Here is a 15,694-nt window from a genome sequence, read left to right as displayed (position 1 = left end):
GGAATACCTGCTTCAGCTTCTTTTAAAATAGCGACGATTTGATGTTCAGTCATTTTTTTCATAATTGAATCCTCTTTTACTTTTATCATAGAGAATTTTCTACTTTTTTGCTGTACTATTTTAGGGGATAGTTACAGTCGTTAATTATATTATATGCATGTTTTCTATAAGGATACTTAGATATTATATTTTTAATATCATCATACAAATTTTCTTTTTTTAACCAGACGTTACCACATTCACCACACCCAAAAAATGGAGGGATATCTTCAATATAAGATACTATACCCGTACATGTTTCTTTAGGGCATCTTAACCCATTAACAACAGGGATTTTTTTATTGTCTAGGTTAGTTAACTGCATTGGATTAAAAGCATAACTCATTGAACAATAAGGGCACTGTATCATAATGAATTTCATGTTTTTTTCACGAGAAACTAAGATGAATCGGTCTTGCTCCTCTGATGCTATAAATGCTTTATTACAATTATCGCAGAATAAATTCATACCGACCTCTTTTAATTAACACCAAATAAGGGATTCATTCTTGTAGGATACTTGTGTAAATCTTTATTATTGACGAAATAATGGGTTTTTATGATGTACAACCATATTATCAGCCAATTTTCCTTCCAAATTATTACAAACGTTAATAACTATTTGTAGCTTACTTCACATTGACCAATCACATCAAAAATATGATCATAAGTACTTAAAACATAATGTTCATCTTGTTCCTTATCAAATACTTTATCGAAACAAGATTTTTGTACCAGCTGATATTTTGATTCATCAATCATCGTAATAGTTAAACTTTTTATATTTTTAAATTTAAAACAGATTAAAGCCTCGCCTTCTAATCCTCTGCTGGGTTGGCAATGTGGTAACCACAAAGAAGCTACTACCTTTAATTCCAGTGGAAACATATCAAATATGATGTCTTTTAATATTAAAGCGTCTCTTCCATATATTTCTCCATAGATTGTTTCAATTGCCTGATTGTTTACTTCTGGCATTTTATTTTTCTCCTATTTCGACTATTCCCAAGCTGTCGTCATGTAGTTTAATTATTATTTTTAATTGACCGATAAACCGAATGAAAACAACAGCGCTAAAACTGATGCTTTTTTACCCTCGAAACCAAAAGCCGAGGAATTTATATCAAAGGTATATAAAAGCTCATTTTTGTTTAATAACACAAAATGATAATCATGTAATATATCAATCAGTTCAGGCAATATTTGATAAATATCATCATTACAATCAATAACTTTACTATCATAAAATAAAAAAGCATAGGCCGACACTAAAGATAAATATAAGTACATTGATTTATTATGATAATTAAATTTTAGCGATATACATACGTCATAGTTTAAATCAGTATTATCTTCTACTTTAAATAAAGCATGGATATCATTTAGTAGACATTTATATTTTAGGGAATTGTAGGATTCCATCACGAAATGGAAATCTGGGTTGCTTAAATCACCATATGCTTTTTGAAGTGCATATAAGATCTTTTCTCTTTGAAAATGCATGAATATTAAAACTCCCATTTTATGGAATACTTATGTACTTCACTTTTGCAATCCACATGAACGCTGGTTTTAGTTTTCACGTTCCATTAGGCTCAGTCTCAACCGAACTATTTTTACTCAAACCGCTATAAAGGATCACTTAATAAATTGTGCTAATTACTCATCACTACATATTCATAATTAGCATATTTTTTTAGGGTTATTTCATACCATCATATTCCCAATAAAAACTACTGGCTAATTTATCTAAAGCTTGTATCTGAGCAGAGGGATTTATCAAAGCAAGTTGTTCATCTATTAAACTTCTAACCTTATCCCAATCGTATTGATATAGTAACAACATTTTATATAATTTAGGTTGTTGCATTCTGTTGTTATTTAAATTCATTATCCCTTCTGGAGTGGCAATAATAATTGAATAAATATCTGTTTCATCCTTTCCTGTAATACCAATATTCATTTCTAATAAGTAAAATACTGCATTGTCTTCTGGTTTCCATCGCCAAGGATCATGTATATCTGGGGACCAGTAATGTTTCACTTCAAATTTTTGTTGCCTAATTTTTAATTTATTCATGATATATCGCTTGAGATTTTGCTAGATATGGCAACCCGATAGAATTATTATTAAATCATATCGCAGTGTTGCCAGTTAGTTATTGTTTATGTTGATTGCTCAAAAGTCATATATGTATTTTCCTTTTCATTGAAAAAAATATATAAATAGGTAATATCGTGGCTGATTTCGGTTATATCTAATTGACCTATAAAAATTAACGGTTTGTTATCTACGGTTGGCCAGTTTGGGGATTGAAGCCACTTAGGTCTATTTTTTAAGAATTTAAAATCTTTCTTAATTTCTAATTTTAACGCTCTTTCTAATTCAACTCCAACTTTATCCCGATGTTTATTCATGATTAAATTAAAGTATGGTTCAGTTAAATTTAACCAGCTTGGCTCAACTTTCATACATAGATCATACTTTTTTTTATGTTCATTATTTAACGAGAAGTTAATATTTCTTTTAGCGAGAAACTTTGAAAGTAAATCTTTACTATTGAGTTCACCTGATGGCAATAAAATATCAATTTCAATAAGATATAAAAATGCATTTTTATATCTGCTGGTATAGGGGGGAATTTGATGCTCTTCAGATAGGAGATCTTCAATATCCTTATTATAATAAAGTTCTTTTTGAAAATCCTGCGGAGAAAGTGTGCCTGCCAAATAGCTTTTTATAATATCGATAGAGTTCATTTTTTATTACCTTTTGGGTATCGCAACAGATCAAGGGCAACATTTCTTTTTTCATGTGACTCAATTTTAATTGATTAAATTTTGAGATCTTCTTTTGAAATGTTATCTCTATTTTTCCTTATATAATCAATAATAATCATATATTAATTAATGACGATAAACAAATGATGCATTATTGTCATTCAGAAAATGACGCCCTTTAATGTATTGGATATCACCGCAGGCGGTAAGTCAGCTCGCTGATAAATTATAGTGCTTCCACTATAGAAGTGTATTTCAATTTGTTCTATATTATCTATATGGTTTACTGTATGCTCTGGCAATAGTTGGATAATATTAGCTGGTAATAAAGCATTAAAATTTGTTTTCATTATTCCATAAGTATCATGGATAGCGATACCACTAAATTCATGGTTATCTTCAGATAAATTAATGAGTTCATAGCCACTATGTTCTTTTTTATCAAGACCTATTTCTATATCAAAAAGTCCGATTTTAGCCGTGTACAAAATGGCTGATTTCATTGTTTCTATTTGGCAATGTCGAAAAAAAGCATGTTGCGCTAAAGCAGGCAGGCACTTTAAAAAGCCACCATTGTTAATAATATCAATAAGATCAATATTTAATCTTTCCATATTTCACATTCTATCTTTTTTATTGTTCCAGTTTTTCATTTATCATAAGCATAAAATAAAAAGCGAAGTAGTGATCAAACTGTATTTTTGATAAATTAGATAATTTATCATTGTTCACTTTACTCAATGAAGACGCTCAGCCGAAAACTCGCTTTAACACTGTTAGCTATCGAAATGATTGCACAATCTTCAAAACAGGATATTGAGAATATTCTCTTTGCAAATTATCTTGATAAAGATGGTCAACCTTTAACATATACAAATATGTATGATGATGCTATTCAACCGTTTTTATTAGGCTATTTTATTGATATTAAATTGAAAGGCTATTCTAATCAATATTTAAAACAATATGTTAGTGCTTTATATGGTAAACCTATTACCATTATAGGGGACGAAGATATTTTGCATGCATGCCCTTGTTGCCATTATTTAACCTTAACTCATCAAAGACAATACGATGTTTGTCCATTATGTTATTGGGAGGATGATGGCACACTAAGCACTGAATTAGAGCATTATAGTTCAGTTAATCACTCGACATTAAGCAAATATAAAGTAATGTTCGATAAAAAACAAAAGGCTACTTTGATGAATATTCCGTATAAATTAGCTAATAGAGATTTATAATACTTGCATCAAATCTAGATTTGATTATGTAATAAATTAACTACGCTTTTGGGGTTAACGTATAAAAGGAGGCTTAGATGACAAAAATATTGGCGTTATGGAATAAACAAACGTTACCTATAAAAGACGGGATTTACTTTTCTACTGGTGAATCAATATCCCTTTCAGCCCAGTTTTATCCCCAATTATTAATTAAAAAAGGGAAACCATTCAATCTTAATCTTTTTTTGGATAAAGATCCTGATAATATCACTAACATAGATATCATCCAAAAAATCACCCTAACAAATGGTAATAAATGCTTTTTAGGTGAAGGAAGCTATGGATCGGAAGGTTTTATCGCCTATTTAACACCTAAGGATGATTTAAAATGGGTGATCTATTTCGAAACATCAAACCCATTCATTAATGCAATTGAATTACCCAATCACTTTCTTAGGGTGGAATCAAGTGCCAATTTCAAAATAGTAATTGAATTAAATAACCCATTTAATCTTATTTTAGTTAAATAAGTTTTGTTATATTCTTTTTGAGTCATATAGATAACACCGAAAGACCTCATGAAGCATTAAATAATATGCTATCTACTAAAACAGGTAGGGTATTTACCCAACTGTTCACTTTTTCAGTCATATTTTTGTAAAAAATATTCAGGATTCTATGCCGTTTGGCGGTTAATTGAGATTTCGCCGTATCTATTGGTTAAAACCTATGATACTAACGAATCAATCAAACATTCACAAAAGATGCTAGCTAATAAATGAATGAAAAAGCAGAAAAATATGCTTACTTTCATGGAGATGTGGCATAATCAGCAAATAGTTAGTGATGTAAAAAATAGAAAACAAAACTTAAGCGATTTTTAGTAAAACGCCGTGTAAGTGTTAGCGGATTAGTTTAATCATGTGGTGTAAACAATCCGGCGGTTTCCTATATTTAATTTGATGATTTTATAGTGTGTAAAAGAGGGTATTGTTGATGGAAAAAAACAAACAGCAGGTTGTAGATTTATTAATATCTCATAGTCAAATTTTGGTTAGATCAAGACCATACAGTGAAGAATTATCGCAATGGGGCAAACAAAATATCGAACAAGGTGCGGTTATTCATCACAATTATGTTATTTTTGATCCATTACCTGATGATGCTTTCGGTGCGAATGTCGTTTTAACCTCAGCAGATAGTTTTATAATGGATAACCAAACCCAACGTTGCATCGTTGTTCCTTTTTATACACATCCTGACAATGTGATTGAAGTTGCCTCGGCGACAGAAAAATTTACTGTTAACCTACAATTAGATGCACTATTATATTCACTATATTATGAAATTTGTGAAGGTGATGAAGTTTTTTATAAATTTACCTTTGTACCTGCACTTGTGCCGATTACTGCTCACTACATTATTGATGACGAATGGGGTGGTCAAAAAGGGAAAATGCTTCAATCAGGTAGAGTATAATGCTAACTTCAACAGGTTTAGCGCTAATCGGGACATACTCGCCACAAATTTAACCGAGATTAATAAATGGAAAAGAACAATCGCCAAAATATAAACAGCTATATTATTGAAGACGAAGGCATAGCAATAGATATTATGTTGGATAGTTTTAGCCAACAATGTATCCCGATTATTTATCTTGAATCCTTTGAGTCTGATAATAAAATGCAAAATAATATCGATTTTATTAAATCTCACCAAGTCGAACTACATCACATCATCAATAATGAAATCACGGCTTATATTACTCAAGTTTATAAGCAAGATGGCGGTAAAGTATTATCGCAAATTTCACTCATTAAAATTTACTTATTACCAGAAAAGGATGAATATGGCTTTATGTTTGCCTGGTCTGGCGATAGTGAACATGGTATCGGAGTTAAATTAAAAAATCTCTCAATGATAAAAATAGGTTATGCTGAAACGGCCTTTTTATAAAAGTAGAGATTATATTCGCAATATTATAATGATCCAAAATGATATAGGAGTATTAGGAACATGCTTATTAAAGAAAATCTTTATTCAATAAACGATATAATCAACTATATGAAAAATAGTCTTGAACGAGATGATGATTTTTGTGTATATGGCGTTGAAGACAAAGCGTTGGAAAATCAAGAAAGCTATTATATTGATGACTATCCTGAAGTCGATGATGATGGACAAGAAATTTACCCTTCTCTTGTACGGCAAAAGCATTTACATTATCTCTATTCAGGTCAACAATTTGCTGATGTTGTTGATGTTGTCTTAGATCAAAAGCCGTCAGCCACGATAGATGACTTTATTCAATCATTAAATTATTATGCAGAAAATGATAATTTTTTAGAGCTGTAACGCAACAAGCAACAGGGGATATTATCAATTATAGCTTCATCAATAATGAAAGAATAAAATATGTGTGAACTAAAACAGCTATGTAACGATCTACATTTACCACTCGGTGATAAATTCACTCAAGATTGGGCGTATGAACTGCCTGATCAGTATCGAACGCAAACATGGCTCGATAAATACCTCTATGCTTATGTTAATTCAACATATTCAAAGTTACAAAAGCACATACTCATGACTTTATTACTTGATGTGACCAATGATTTATTATCATCTGGAATTAGCGCGTCATCGCCAAAAATTAGCCAAGTATTAGCGCTTTTATTTCATAATCATGATGATTATATGGATCTCATTGATTATTGGTCGTTATCTGATGAGCCTATAGAAGATTGCTTTGCATTAACGTCTGAAATAAGAAAGTTAAAACGACGATTAAATAACAAATGATAAGACTATTTACTCTAGTTACTTATTTTAAAACAATCTAAAACAAAGCTATTTAGTTCCCAATTTTGTAGCAGAGCAAACAACTGCATTAAGATTGGTTTAAAATGATAATAGAAGAATAGCCGATTAACTTTTTGAACTGGATTATGCAGAAAAATAAAATGATTAATGGATATAAGTTCGTTAATAATAAAATTTAATTAAAATATAGGATGATTTTGCCTAAACTATAAATCATTATGTTTGTTTATCGAGATGATTTACTGGTTTTAAATTTATTTAATGATCAATTTATGGTTATATACTGCATTTAACAATCAAGATAATCAATTTTTCCCATTATTTTACCATGCTTAGCTAAAGAGGTGTCAATGCAACGAACAACGAATATCTCTGATGACGAATTAAAATTGATACAAATGCGATGTAATAACGCAACTAAAGGACCTTGGGTGTCTTATGTTGAGGGTAGAAATCATACTAGTGGTGGTAATTTTATCATGACAGGCGGTAACAATAATCGAGGCGAAGACATCGAGCTTATTGGCGCTACTATTGCCGATCAAGAATTTATTGCTCATGCACGACAGGATATACCAAGATTAATTAATGAAATTAGACGATTAAAGCAGTTAATTACAGATATTAAGTCATCGTAAATAGAACAATGAAAAATAATTACGTATTTAAAAATTTAGCCAACAAAGAATTTGTATTAGGAACTGATAAGCAAGATATATTTTTCAACATGTTAGACGTTATGCGTAAGGGCAATTTAACTTTATTTACTCAGTCATTTTCAGACCTTGTTTATCTCCTTGAAAAAGATAGCTATTATATTGCACATCACTTAATTGTTTATAAGGGTAAAAAAGCCATATTTGCAGGGCAACTAGTCAGGGCATTTAAAGCACAATTGATTGATTTTATTCAGCACGCCATTAATCATGATGATCTCAGGCCGTTTTTGATATCTTCCATATTTTCGCAAGATTACAAACGGGTTTTTTATCTCACTGAAGAGGGATTTTATTTATATGATGTTAAATAGTTCTCAGCATAAATAGTACTAAAAAGCAATCAATACTCATTGTGATAACAAAGCGTTAAGGTAATAATACCGCGTGTTTTTTTGTGTTATATCTATTCCCCATGTCATGGATAAATTAATGAATATAAAAAACTTTCTAGAAACAGGTAGTTATTTAGGCTTAAAAGTAGGGTTATCCGAACAAGCATTATATGCAATTTTACCCCCCAAAGTATTAGGTAAAAAACATTACTTTGATGAATCTAATAAAGACGAAGGCTTTAGCTATTTTTATCATGCAATAGAAATCATGATAATAGAAGCCAAAATATACTCATTAGGCGTTGATGTCGAGCGCAGCTCCCTAACATTTTTTAATGATTTTACTATCAATGCTAATAGTAGTTTTGAGCTTATCTTAAAATATCTAGATATTGCAAATATAGCGTGGCAATTTGAACAGCAGTATTGTTATCAGCGTGAAATAACCATAAAAACCCAAGGGAATGTTTTACTTGGGTGCGTGTACGATAAAGGCGATTATCGATTGTCAAAGTTCAAAGTATTTGAATAAAATAACAAAGACAACTAGTTAATAAATATTTAATCTATTGATATACAATCAATAATATTATGCATCAAAAATTTTTAGATTTTCAGCATAAGATTTTATATAGCAAAAAATAGGATAAATGATGATTCAACTACCTGATTGGTATGACGATTTATTGCAATTTGAAAGTGAAGCAAAAGGTATTATTTTAAATTTCAGCGTCACCATAAATAACCGTCACTACACCTTCAATTTTTATGATCCTGTGCGATTTGTTCAAGATGCTAATCATGAAATAACTGATAACGGCTATTTTCAAGATAAAAATGCAGTGATTTTAGAAAAAGTGACTAAAAAGAATATTATTCAATATCTATCAAAACTTTAATTTATTTATATCAAATAGATTGGTAAGAAAATAGTGTTATTTATTGGTAAAATTGCGTGCCTCACTATTGCTTAATTGTCAATTAGCTATCACATTGCCTTATTTTTTGGAAAACAGATTAATCATTACAACATCAATCATAATAAATTCAAATCATTACAGATGTAAAATTTAAAGTCACATTAGCGTCGATTTAAACCATAATAAATGGCCAAAAAAATCGAAGAAAGCTTATTTTAGTTCGAAATTTTGTTACGTGTATGTCGATTTTAAGTATATAATTAGCATAAACTCTCCTCTATTATTTATTGATATGGCTAATGTATTTTCGTTTCGCCAAAAACAAGGCACTATTTTTTTTGCTTTTTTAGTTACCACTTTTATTGTGGGTATTGCGGGTGCTTTACAATCTCCCACATTAAGTAGATTTTTAACCTTTGAAGTCAATGTTGATTCACGTTTAGTAGGGCTTTTTTTCTCGATTAATGCTTTAGCGAGCATTGTGGGTAGTTTTTTATTGGCTAAATATTCCGACCAAAAAGGTGACAGGCGTTATATTGTCATTTTCTGCTGTTTAATGGGTATTGCTAACAGTGTCATCTTTGCATTTTCACGTCACTATTTGGTGTTAATCACCCTTGGGGTGCTGTTTGCTGCGTTATCGTCTGCTGCTATGCCACAAATTTTTGCCCTAGCGCGCGAATATGCGGTCAAAACGGGACGTAATGTTGTGGCCTTTAATTCACTTATTCGTGCTCAACTTTCGTTAGCTTGGGTGTTTGGCCCGCCAATTTCATTTGGTTTAGCCGTCAAATTTGGCTTTACGGTTATGTATTTAACCGCCATGAGCATGTTTATGGTCGCGATGCTGTTTGTTGCCATTTTTTTACCTTCAGTTGCAAAAAATCCCACTTCACAATTCAATAGCGCAACAGAGCTACAAGCGGCAAATCAACCAATTTGGAAAAACAGAAATGTGCTTTGCTTATTGTTATCCACCGTATTTATGTGGACAGCAAACATGATGTATATCATCGATATGCCGATTTATGTGGATGTTGTATTGCATCTATCTGACTCATTGCCAGGGGTGCTAATGGGGCTTGCTGCGGGTATTGAAATCCCCGTTATGATCATTGCAGGATATTTAGTGCCTTATTTAGGCAAACGAAATCTGTTTTTTATTGCGATTATCTGCGGCTCAATTTTTTATATTGGCATGATTTTTTGCACCGATAAAACCGCGTTGTTAGCATTACAGCTATTTAACGCGCTATTTATTGGGATTGTGGCCAATATTGGCATTATCTATTTTCAGGACTTATTGCCAACTCAAATGGGCGTGGCTTCAACTTTATTTAATAATGGTGTTGTCTTTAGCATAATTATCGCTGGAATGTTGCAGGGATTTGTCTCCGAAGCCTATGGACATGAAGTTATCTATTGGATTGCGTTAGTTATGGTTGCGATATCATTATTATTTTGTGCATTGGTAAAAGATGCAAACAATTAAGTGGATTAAAAATAATTAATAGCGAATTTGTCTTCCTAATAGTTAGGAAGACAAATCGCCAAAAAACAATTAAAGATTAAACGTGTTTAATAGTTTTTCGTAAAAGGCATAATCTGTTCTTTCATAACTCAATGGTGTAATGGTAATAAAGTCGGCATTAACGGCATCAAGTTCTTTATTATCATCAATTACTCGCAAATTGCGTTTAGCTCTAAACCAAAAATAGTCATTGCCTTCGGGATCTTGGGTTGGCATCACCACAAAACGACTTACATCGCTATCGCCTTGTTTGGTTATTTTCAAACCTTTAACTTGATGTACTGCACAGGCAGGAAAATTGACATTAAAGCAGATATTTTGCGGAGCCGATAACGAAAGTAATTTAGCGACCACTGATTGTGCATGGTGCTTAGCACAATCCCAATTAGTTGGCTGATTATTTTCACTGGTTACTTGACTTAAAGCAATCGCAGGAATGCCCAACGTCATTGCCATCATTGCCGCACCAACCGTGCCAGATAAGATTGTTTCAAAGCCTACATTCGAACCATTATTAATTCCCGATAGCACAAGATCAGGTAAATGATCCGCCATCAAATATTTAATCGCAAATAACGAACAATCGGCAGGTGTGCCATAAACGGCAAATTCGTGTTTACCACGCTGAGTAACTCTAAATGGCGATTTTAGGCTTACCGAACACGATACACCACTTTGATCTATCGCTGGCGCAACAAGCCAAACCTCGTGGGCTATTTGCTTTGCGATTTTTTGCAATAGCTTAATGCCCGGTGCATCAAATCCGTCATCATTCACTAATAAAACGCGGTTAACTAGCTTATTTAGCATATTCTTTCCTTATTGGGCAAATGTATTGCATTCATTAATTGCTCCGCTATCAAACCCACGTTTAAACCAAGTATAACGTTGCTTAGATGTGCCGTGTGTAAAACTATCGGGCACCACATATCCTTCGCTTTGTTGTTGCAAGCGATCATCGCCAATAGCTTTTGCCGTGTTTAAGGCTTGTTCAATATCACCTGTATCTAGTCGGTTTTGTTGCTGCATTGCATTGCCCCACATACCAGCAAAACAATCAGCTTGTAGTTCTAACTTAACGGATAATTGATTATTTGTTATTGCTGATTGATCCTGCTTTAAATGCTCAACTTGGCTAAATGTACCCAGCAAATTTTGTACATGATGACCAATTTCATGCGCAATCACATAGCCCTGAGCAAAATCACCACCACCGCCAAGTCGCTGTTTCATCTCTTGATAAAACGACATATCAAGATAAACGGTTTTATCAATACTGCAATAAAACGGCCCCATAAAGGTTTGCCCAGTGCCGCACGATGTTCTTGTTGTGCCTTTATAAAGTACTAATTTGGGGGGAACATAGGTTTTGCCTAAACGTTGAAATTCTTGATGCCAATAATCCTCAGTACTGGCTAAAATGATTGATGTAAATTTAGCAGCATCTTCATCATCAATTGAATATTGATTGGTACTTTGCTCAGTACTGCTAGTATCAATTAGATTTGAATTTAACAAGCCGGTCAAATCAACGCCATAATAGCCCGCTACTAACACGACAATAAATAAAGCAATTTTGCCTTTACCTTTAATGGGGATTCCGATCCCCATTCCACTGCTTGATTGTGAGCGGCGATCTTCGATGTTATACTCTCTCTTTGGTCTCTCCAGCGCATAGGGATCACCTTATCAGTTTGGGTTTAATTATTTTAAAGGATAACAAATAAGGATTCTAGATTAAGTTGATATTCTTATCCAAATTTACATAAATTAGCCGAAATCAGTAAATCTAAATTAGGTGGCGTGTTTGTTTTTCAAATGCGTTATTTTCTGACTATTTTTAGGTATATAATACGCTCAACAATTATTATATCTTCATTTTAATGTTAGGGTATTATTATGCCATATTTGTTACTTACATTAGCGGCTTGCTTTTGGGGCGGAAATTATGTTGTTGGGCGCGTTTTAGTTACACAAGCCGATCCTATGATAATATCTGAAGGTCGATGGGTTATCACTGCACTGTTATTATTGTGTTTATACCATCAACAACTCTGTCATGATCTGTCTAAAATTAAAAAATCGATTTGGTCAATATGTTTGCTCGCTATTTTTGGACAAATTTTGTTCCCGTTGACACTTTATATTGGATTGCAATATACCTCATCGCTTAATGCTTCAATTTATCTTTCGGCAACGCCTTGTATGGTATTGGTTATGAATAAATTATTATTTAATGATACGATTTCAAAAAATAATATTTTAGGTGTTTTATTTAGTACCATCGGTGTGATTTATTTAATTTTACAAGGAAACCTAACCAATTTAAGTGAACTTAGTAATATCAATAAAGGCGACCTGTGGGCAATGGCATCTGCACTAAGCTGGGTTTGTTATAGCGCATTTTTGCGGTTAAAAGATAAATCGATATCCGGTAATGCCTTTGTAACTATCAGTGCTGTATTAGGTTCAGCAATGCTATTGCCCATTGCTTTAGTGTATTTTTATTGTTACCCAGTTTCTAACCTAGCACATTATACTACCCCTCACTTTTTGCTGGGTTTACTCTATATTGCTATTTTTGCATCTTGGCTATCTTATTTATTTTGGAATAAAGGCATAGTTGAAATTGGCGCAACAAGAGGGCAAATTTATACCCACATTATCCCTTTATCAGCCGGTATTTTCAGTATTGTGTTTTTACATACACAAGTTGCTTATTTTCATCTTGTTTCGATAGTATTCATTGTGGTTGGGATCTATTTTTGTTCGAAAAAATAAACCGCTAATTATGTTTACACGGCTACATGATTAGCTCACCCATTTGCTGCATTTTACAAAATAGGGTTATTTTGTTATAATTGGTATTCAATATTCACGAAAAGGAATTGTTTTGTTGTGATTTGGTAAAAAAACAAAACAGACAATAAAACATTAGTTTTTGCTTTTTTATTATCCTCTTTTTTTATCTTTGCTGTCTTTTGCTTCAATTTTAATTAGCTGATAAACACATTTTGATGTGTAGTCCAAAAAAGTATTGGTTTTTATGTATTAAAAGGTAATCGTTTACCTTGCTGCATCATTCCTTTTTATTATTTTTAGGTAAACAGGCGGTATATTATGAAAAAAACAAGAAAGTCCAAAAACAAACCATTAAACATCAACGATATTCTAATAATTGATGATAGCAAGTTAAAAAAAGCCATTACCGCAGCAGCGTTAGGTAATGCAATGGAGTGGTTTGATTTTGGTGTGTATGGCTTTTTAGCTTATGTATTAGGGCAAGTCTTTTTCCCAGATGCCTCGGCAAGTGTTCAAATGGTGGCAGCGCTTGCCACATTTTCGGTACCGTTTTTAGTTCGGCCGTTAGGGGGATTGGTTTTTGGTATTCTTGGCGATAAATTTGGACGACAAAAAGTATTATCAATCACCATTATCATAATGTCATTAAGCACTTTTTGTATCGGCTTAATTCCATCTTATGCATCAATTGGCATTGCTGCCCCTATATTATTATTGCTAGCTAAATTTGCGCAAGGTTTTTCAATTGGCGGCGAATATTCTGGCGCCGCCATATTTGTTGCCGAATACTCGCCAGATCGCAAACGCGGCTTTATGGGGAGTTGGTTAGATTTTGGTTCTATTGCTGGATTTCTAGTTGGAGCTGGCTTAGTGGTATTATTATCAAGCATTCTTGGTAATAATACATTTCATGATTGGGGCTGGCGAGTTCCTTTCTTATTTGCTTTGCCGCTTGGATTAATTGGGCTTTATTTACGTCATGCATTAGATGAAACACCGGCATTTCAACAGCATACCGATATAATGGATCAAAATGATCGTGATCATATTACCAATCAACCTAAAATGTCATTTAAAGAGATTATAGCCAAATATTGGCAGAGCCTACTGGTCTGTGTGGGACTCGTGATTGTCACTAATGTGACTTATTATATGTTGCTTACTTATATGCCTAGCTATTTATCTCACAACCTAAATTATCATACGGAACATGGGGTGCTAATTATTATTGCCATTATGATAGGCATGCTATTTGTGCAACCATTGATCGGTTTTATTAGCGATAAAATTGGTCGCCGACCATTTATTATTGGCGGTAGCTTAGGTTTATTAATTCTTTCTTATCCTTCCTTCATTATGATCAATAGTGACATTATTGGTCTTATTTTTTTAGGATTACTGATTTTAGCTGTATTACTTAACTGTTTTACTGGCGTTATGGCCTCTATTTTACCGGCTATCTTTCCAACTAGTATTCGTTATAGTGCATTGGCGATATCATTTAATATCTCGGTATTAGTTGCCGGTGCGACACCGACTGTTATTGCTTGGCTGGTTGAAGAAAGTCATAATCTATATATGCCAGCCTATTATCTAATGGTCGTGGCATTAATTGGTTTACTTACTGGCATAAAGATGAGAGAAACCGCAAACCAACCATTGCGTGGCGCAACACCAGCGGCATCAGATCGTTCAGAAGCCAAAGAAATCTTATCGGATCACTTTGACACCATAGAGCATAAAGTCGAAGATATTGAACAGAAGATCGAAACTTTGCAGGCTCAGCGACAGAATTTAGTGGATCAGCATCCTAAGTTAGATTGATTTTTTTGATATCGATTGATTACGGACACTTTTAAAATGTAGGATTTTATGATCATTGATATTATGTCCAAGTAAGGAGGGGGGATCACCCTCCCTTTTTTATCGTTACTCAACGTCTATTTTGAAAATTAGTTATCTAATGAAAGATGTAAAACTTGATATAAATTTTGATTGGTTTTAGTTGGTTTATCTTTGAAAAAGGTAAATATAGCATAAGCCCATCTGTCAGGATTATAAATTACTACTTGACCAGTATAATATTGATATTTAGGAATTCTAAAATCAAAATTTTTTAACTGTGCTTGAGCAGGAATAATGAAATTTTCTTCTAACATGTATCTGCTTTGAGCAAAATTATCACTTAATTTAATTTTAGTTGTCATACCAATATTGATATTTTGCCAACCGAATGACCCAATGATATTGTCAAAGTAACCGTCAAAAATGAACATATTCATACCTTCTGTCTGTTTCCAAATATAAAGTGGACAATAACTATTGCCTATATTGCTATTATCTTTTTCAGAAATTAGGTAAGCCTTGAATAAAAGATCAGTAAAATGATCAGTTTTATATCCATTATCTTTAATTCGATTTTTGATGATATTCATATCATAGTCGGTGGGTAAATTAATTTTATATTGCATAGCTTGCATGTTTTATCTCCTTTGAAGGTTTTGCTTAGTTTAAAAACTTA

At 32.7% G+C, this 15,694-nt stretch carries 21 protein-coding genes and 1 pseudogene; 13 read left to right on the top strand and 9 right to left on the bottom strand.

All coding sequences use genetic code 11. From position 1 onward, the window contains the following. Positions 1–115: 115 nt before the first annotated feature. The 6 genes from A9G24_RS10320 to A9G24_RS10295 form a co-directional block, all read right to left on the bottom strand. A complete protein-coding gene (locus tag A9G24_RS10320; RefSeq protein WP_065638938.1) occupies positions 116–508 on the bottom strand; it encodes a hypothetical protein in 393 nt (130 codons plus the stop codon). 149 nt (positions 509–657) lie between these two features. Continuing rightward, positions 658–1,017, bottom strand: coding sequence for a hypothetical protein (locus A9G24_RS10315; protein ID WP_065638937.1), 360 nt, complete (start codon positions 1,015–1,017; stop codon positions 658–660). A 60-nt stretch (positions 1,018–1,077) separates the two neighbouring features. Beyond that, complete coding sequence (locus A9G24_RS10310) at positions 1,078–1,542, bottom strand: hypothetical protein (protein ID WP_065638936.1); 465 nt, start codon at positions 1,540–1,542, stop codon at positions 1,078–1,080. Between the two features lie 199 nt (positions 1,543–1,741). After that, the gene (locus A9G24_RS10305; RefSeq protein ID WP_065638935.1) at positions 1,742–2,119 is read right to left on the bottom strand and encodes an Imm8 family immunity protein; all 378 of its coding nucleotides are present in this window, start codon (positions 2,117–2,119) and stop codon (positions 1,742–1,744) included. Between the two features lie 86 nt (positions 2,120–2,205). After that, complete coding sequence (locus A9G24_RS10300; RefSeq protein WP_065638934.1) at positions 2,206–2,799, bottom strand: hypothetical protein; 594 nt, start codon at positions 2,797–2,799, stop codon at positions 2,206–2,208. Between the two features lie 182 nt (positions 2,800–2,981). Continuing rightward, positions 2,982–3,434, bottom strand: a complete 453-nt coding sequence (locus A9G24_RS10295) for a hypothetical protein (protein WP_065638933.1) — start codon at positions 3,432–3,434, stop codon at positions 2,982–2,984. 174 nt (positions 3,435–3,608) lie between these two features. Here A9G24_RS10295 and A9G24_RS10290 point away from each other — a divergent pair, with 174 nt between their 5' ends. The 11 genes from A9G24_RS10290 to A9G24_RS10240 all read left to right on the top strand — a co-directional run bounded on the left by A9G24_RS10290 (position 3,609) and on the right by A9G24_RS10240 (position 10,332). Beyond that, positions 3,609–4,064, top strand: a complete 456-nt coding sequence (locus A9G24_RS10290; protein WP_065638932.1) for a CPCC family cysteine-rich protein — start codon at positions 3,609–3,611, stop codon at positions 4,062–4,064. A gap of 77 nt (positions 4,065–4,141) precedes the next feature. Further along, entirely contained in the window at positions 4,142–4,576 is a 435-nt protein-coding gene (locus tag A9G24_RS10285; RefSeq protein ID WP_065638931.1) for a hypothetical protein, read from the top strand. A gap of 466 nt (positions 4,577–5,042) precedes the next feature. Further along, on the top strand, positions 5,043–5,525 hold the full coding sequence (gene comJ / locus A9G24_RS10280; protein WP_065638930.1) for a competence protein ComJ: 483 nt from the start codon (positions 5,043–5,045) through the stop codon (positions 5,523–5,525). Between the two features lie 66 nt (positions 5,526–5,591). Further along, positions 5,592–6,002 (top strand): hypothetical protein, encoded by a 411-nt coding sequence (locus A9G24_RS10275; protein WP_065638929.1) that lies wholly within the window; start codon positions 5,592–5,594, stop codon positions 6,000–6,002. A 60-nt stretch (positions 6,003–6,062) separates the two neighbouring features. Next, positions 6,063–6,401: a DUF7716 domain-containing protein gene (locus tag A9G24_RS10270; RefSeq protein WP_065638928.1), complete on the top strand. Its 339-nt coding sequence runs from the start codon at positions 6,063–6,065 to the stop codon at positions 6,399–6,401. Positions 6,402–6,461: 60 nt separating this feature from the next. Further along, positions 6,462–6,848, top strand: a complete 387-nt coding sequence (locus A9G24_RS10265; protein ID WP_065638927.1) for a hypothetical protein — start codon at positions 6,462–6,464, stop codon at positions 6,846–6,848. Positions 6,849–7,219: 371 nt separating this feature from the next. After that, a complete protein-coding gene (locus tag A9G24_RS10260) occupies positions 7,220–7,507 on the top strand; it encodes a hypothetical protein (RefSeq protein ID WP_065638926.1) in 288 nt (95 codons plus the stop codon). A gap of 8 nt (positions 7,508–7,515) precedes the next feature. Continuing rightward, complete coding sequence (locus tag A9G24_RS10255; RefSeq protein ID WP_065638925.1) at positions 7,516–7,899, top strand: hypothetical protein; 384 nt, start codon at positions 7,516–7,518, stop codon at positions 7,897–7,899. A 118-nt stretch (positions 7,900–8,017) separates the two neighbouring features. Further along, positions 8,018–8,452 (top strand): hypothetical protein, encoded by a 435-nt coding sequence (locus A9G24_RS10250; protein ID WP_065638924.1) that lies wholly within the window; start codon positions 8,018–8,020, stop codon positions 8,450–8,452. A gap of 118 nt (positions 8,453–8,570) precedes the next feature. After that, complete coding sequence (locus A9G24_RS10245) at positions 8,571–8,819, top strand: hypothetical protein (RefSeq protein WP_141673144.1); 249 nt, start codon at positions 8,571–8,573, stop codon at positions 8,817–8,819. Between the two features lie 313 nt (positions 8,820–9,132). After that, on the top strand, positions 9,133–10,332 hold the full coding sequence (locus A9G24_RS10240; RefSeq protein ID WP_065638922.1) for an MFS transporter: 1,200 nt from the start codon (positions 9,133–9,135) through the stop codon (positions 10,330–10,332). 69 nt (positions 10,333–10,401) lie between these two features. Here A9G24_RS10240 and surE read toward each other — a convergent pair whose 3' ends face one another. Continuing rightward, positions 10,402–11,181, bottom strand: coding sequence for a 5'/3'-nucleotidase SurE (surE, locus tag A9G24_RS10235; RefSeq protein ID WP_065638921.1), 780 nt, complete (start codon positions 11,179–11,181; stop codon positions 10,402–10,404). A 9-nt stretch (positions 11,182–11,190) separates the two neighbouring features. Then, positions 11,191–12,047, bottom strand: a pseudogene (ypfJ, locus tag A9G24_RS10230) (KPN_02809 family neutral zinc metallopeptidase). A 223-nt stretch (positions 12,048–12,270) separates the two neighbouring features. Between ypfJ and A9G24_RS10225 the strand changes: the two are divergent. Together A9G24_RS10225 and proP are read left to right on the top strand one after the other, a co-directional pair. Further along, complete coding sequence (locus A9G24_RS10225; RefSeq protein WP_065638919.1) at positions 12,271–13,152, top strand: DMT family transporter; 882 nt, start codon at positions 12,271–12,273, stop codon at positions 13,150–13,152. A 339-nt stretch (positions 13,153–13,491) separates the two neighbouring features. Then, entirely contained in the window at positions 13,492–14,997 is a 1,506-nt protein-coding gene (gene proP, locus A9G24_RS10220) for a glycine betaine/L-proline transporter ProP (protein ID WP_065638918.1), read from the top strand. 128 nt (positions 14,998–15,125) lie between these two features. Here proP and A9G24_RS10215 read toward each other — a convergent pair whose 3' ends face one another. After that, positions 15,126–15,653, bottom strand: a complete 528-nt coding sequence (locus A9G24_RS10215; RefSeq protein WP_065607498.1) for a DUF4865 family protein — start codon at positions 15,651–15,653, stop codon at positions 15,126–15,128. Between the last annotated feature and the right edge of the window lie 41 nt (positions 15,654–15,694).

The sequence above is a fragment of the Gilliamella sp. App6-5 genome, assembly GCF_001690525.1.
GTDB classification, from domain to species: domain Bacteria; phylum Pseudomonadota; class Gammaproteobacteria; order Enterobacterales; family Orbaceae; genus Gilliamella; species Gilliamella apicola_H.
Note: the sequence above shows the minus strand (reverse complement) of the source record. Positions and strands in the feature narration are given on the sequence as shown.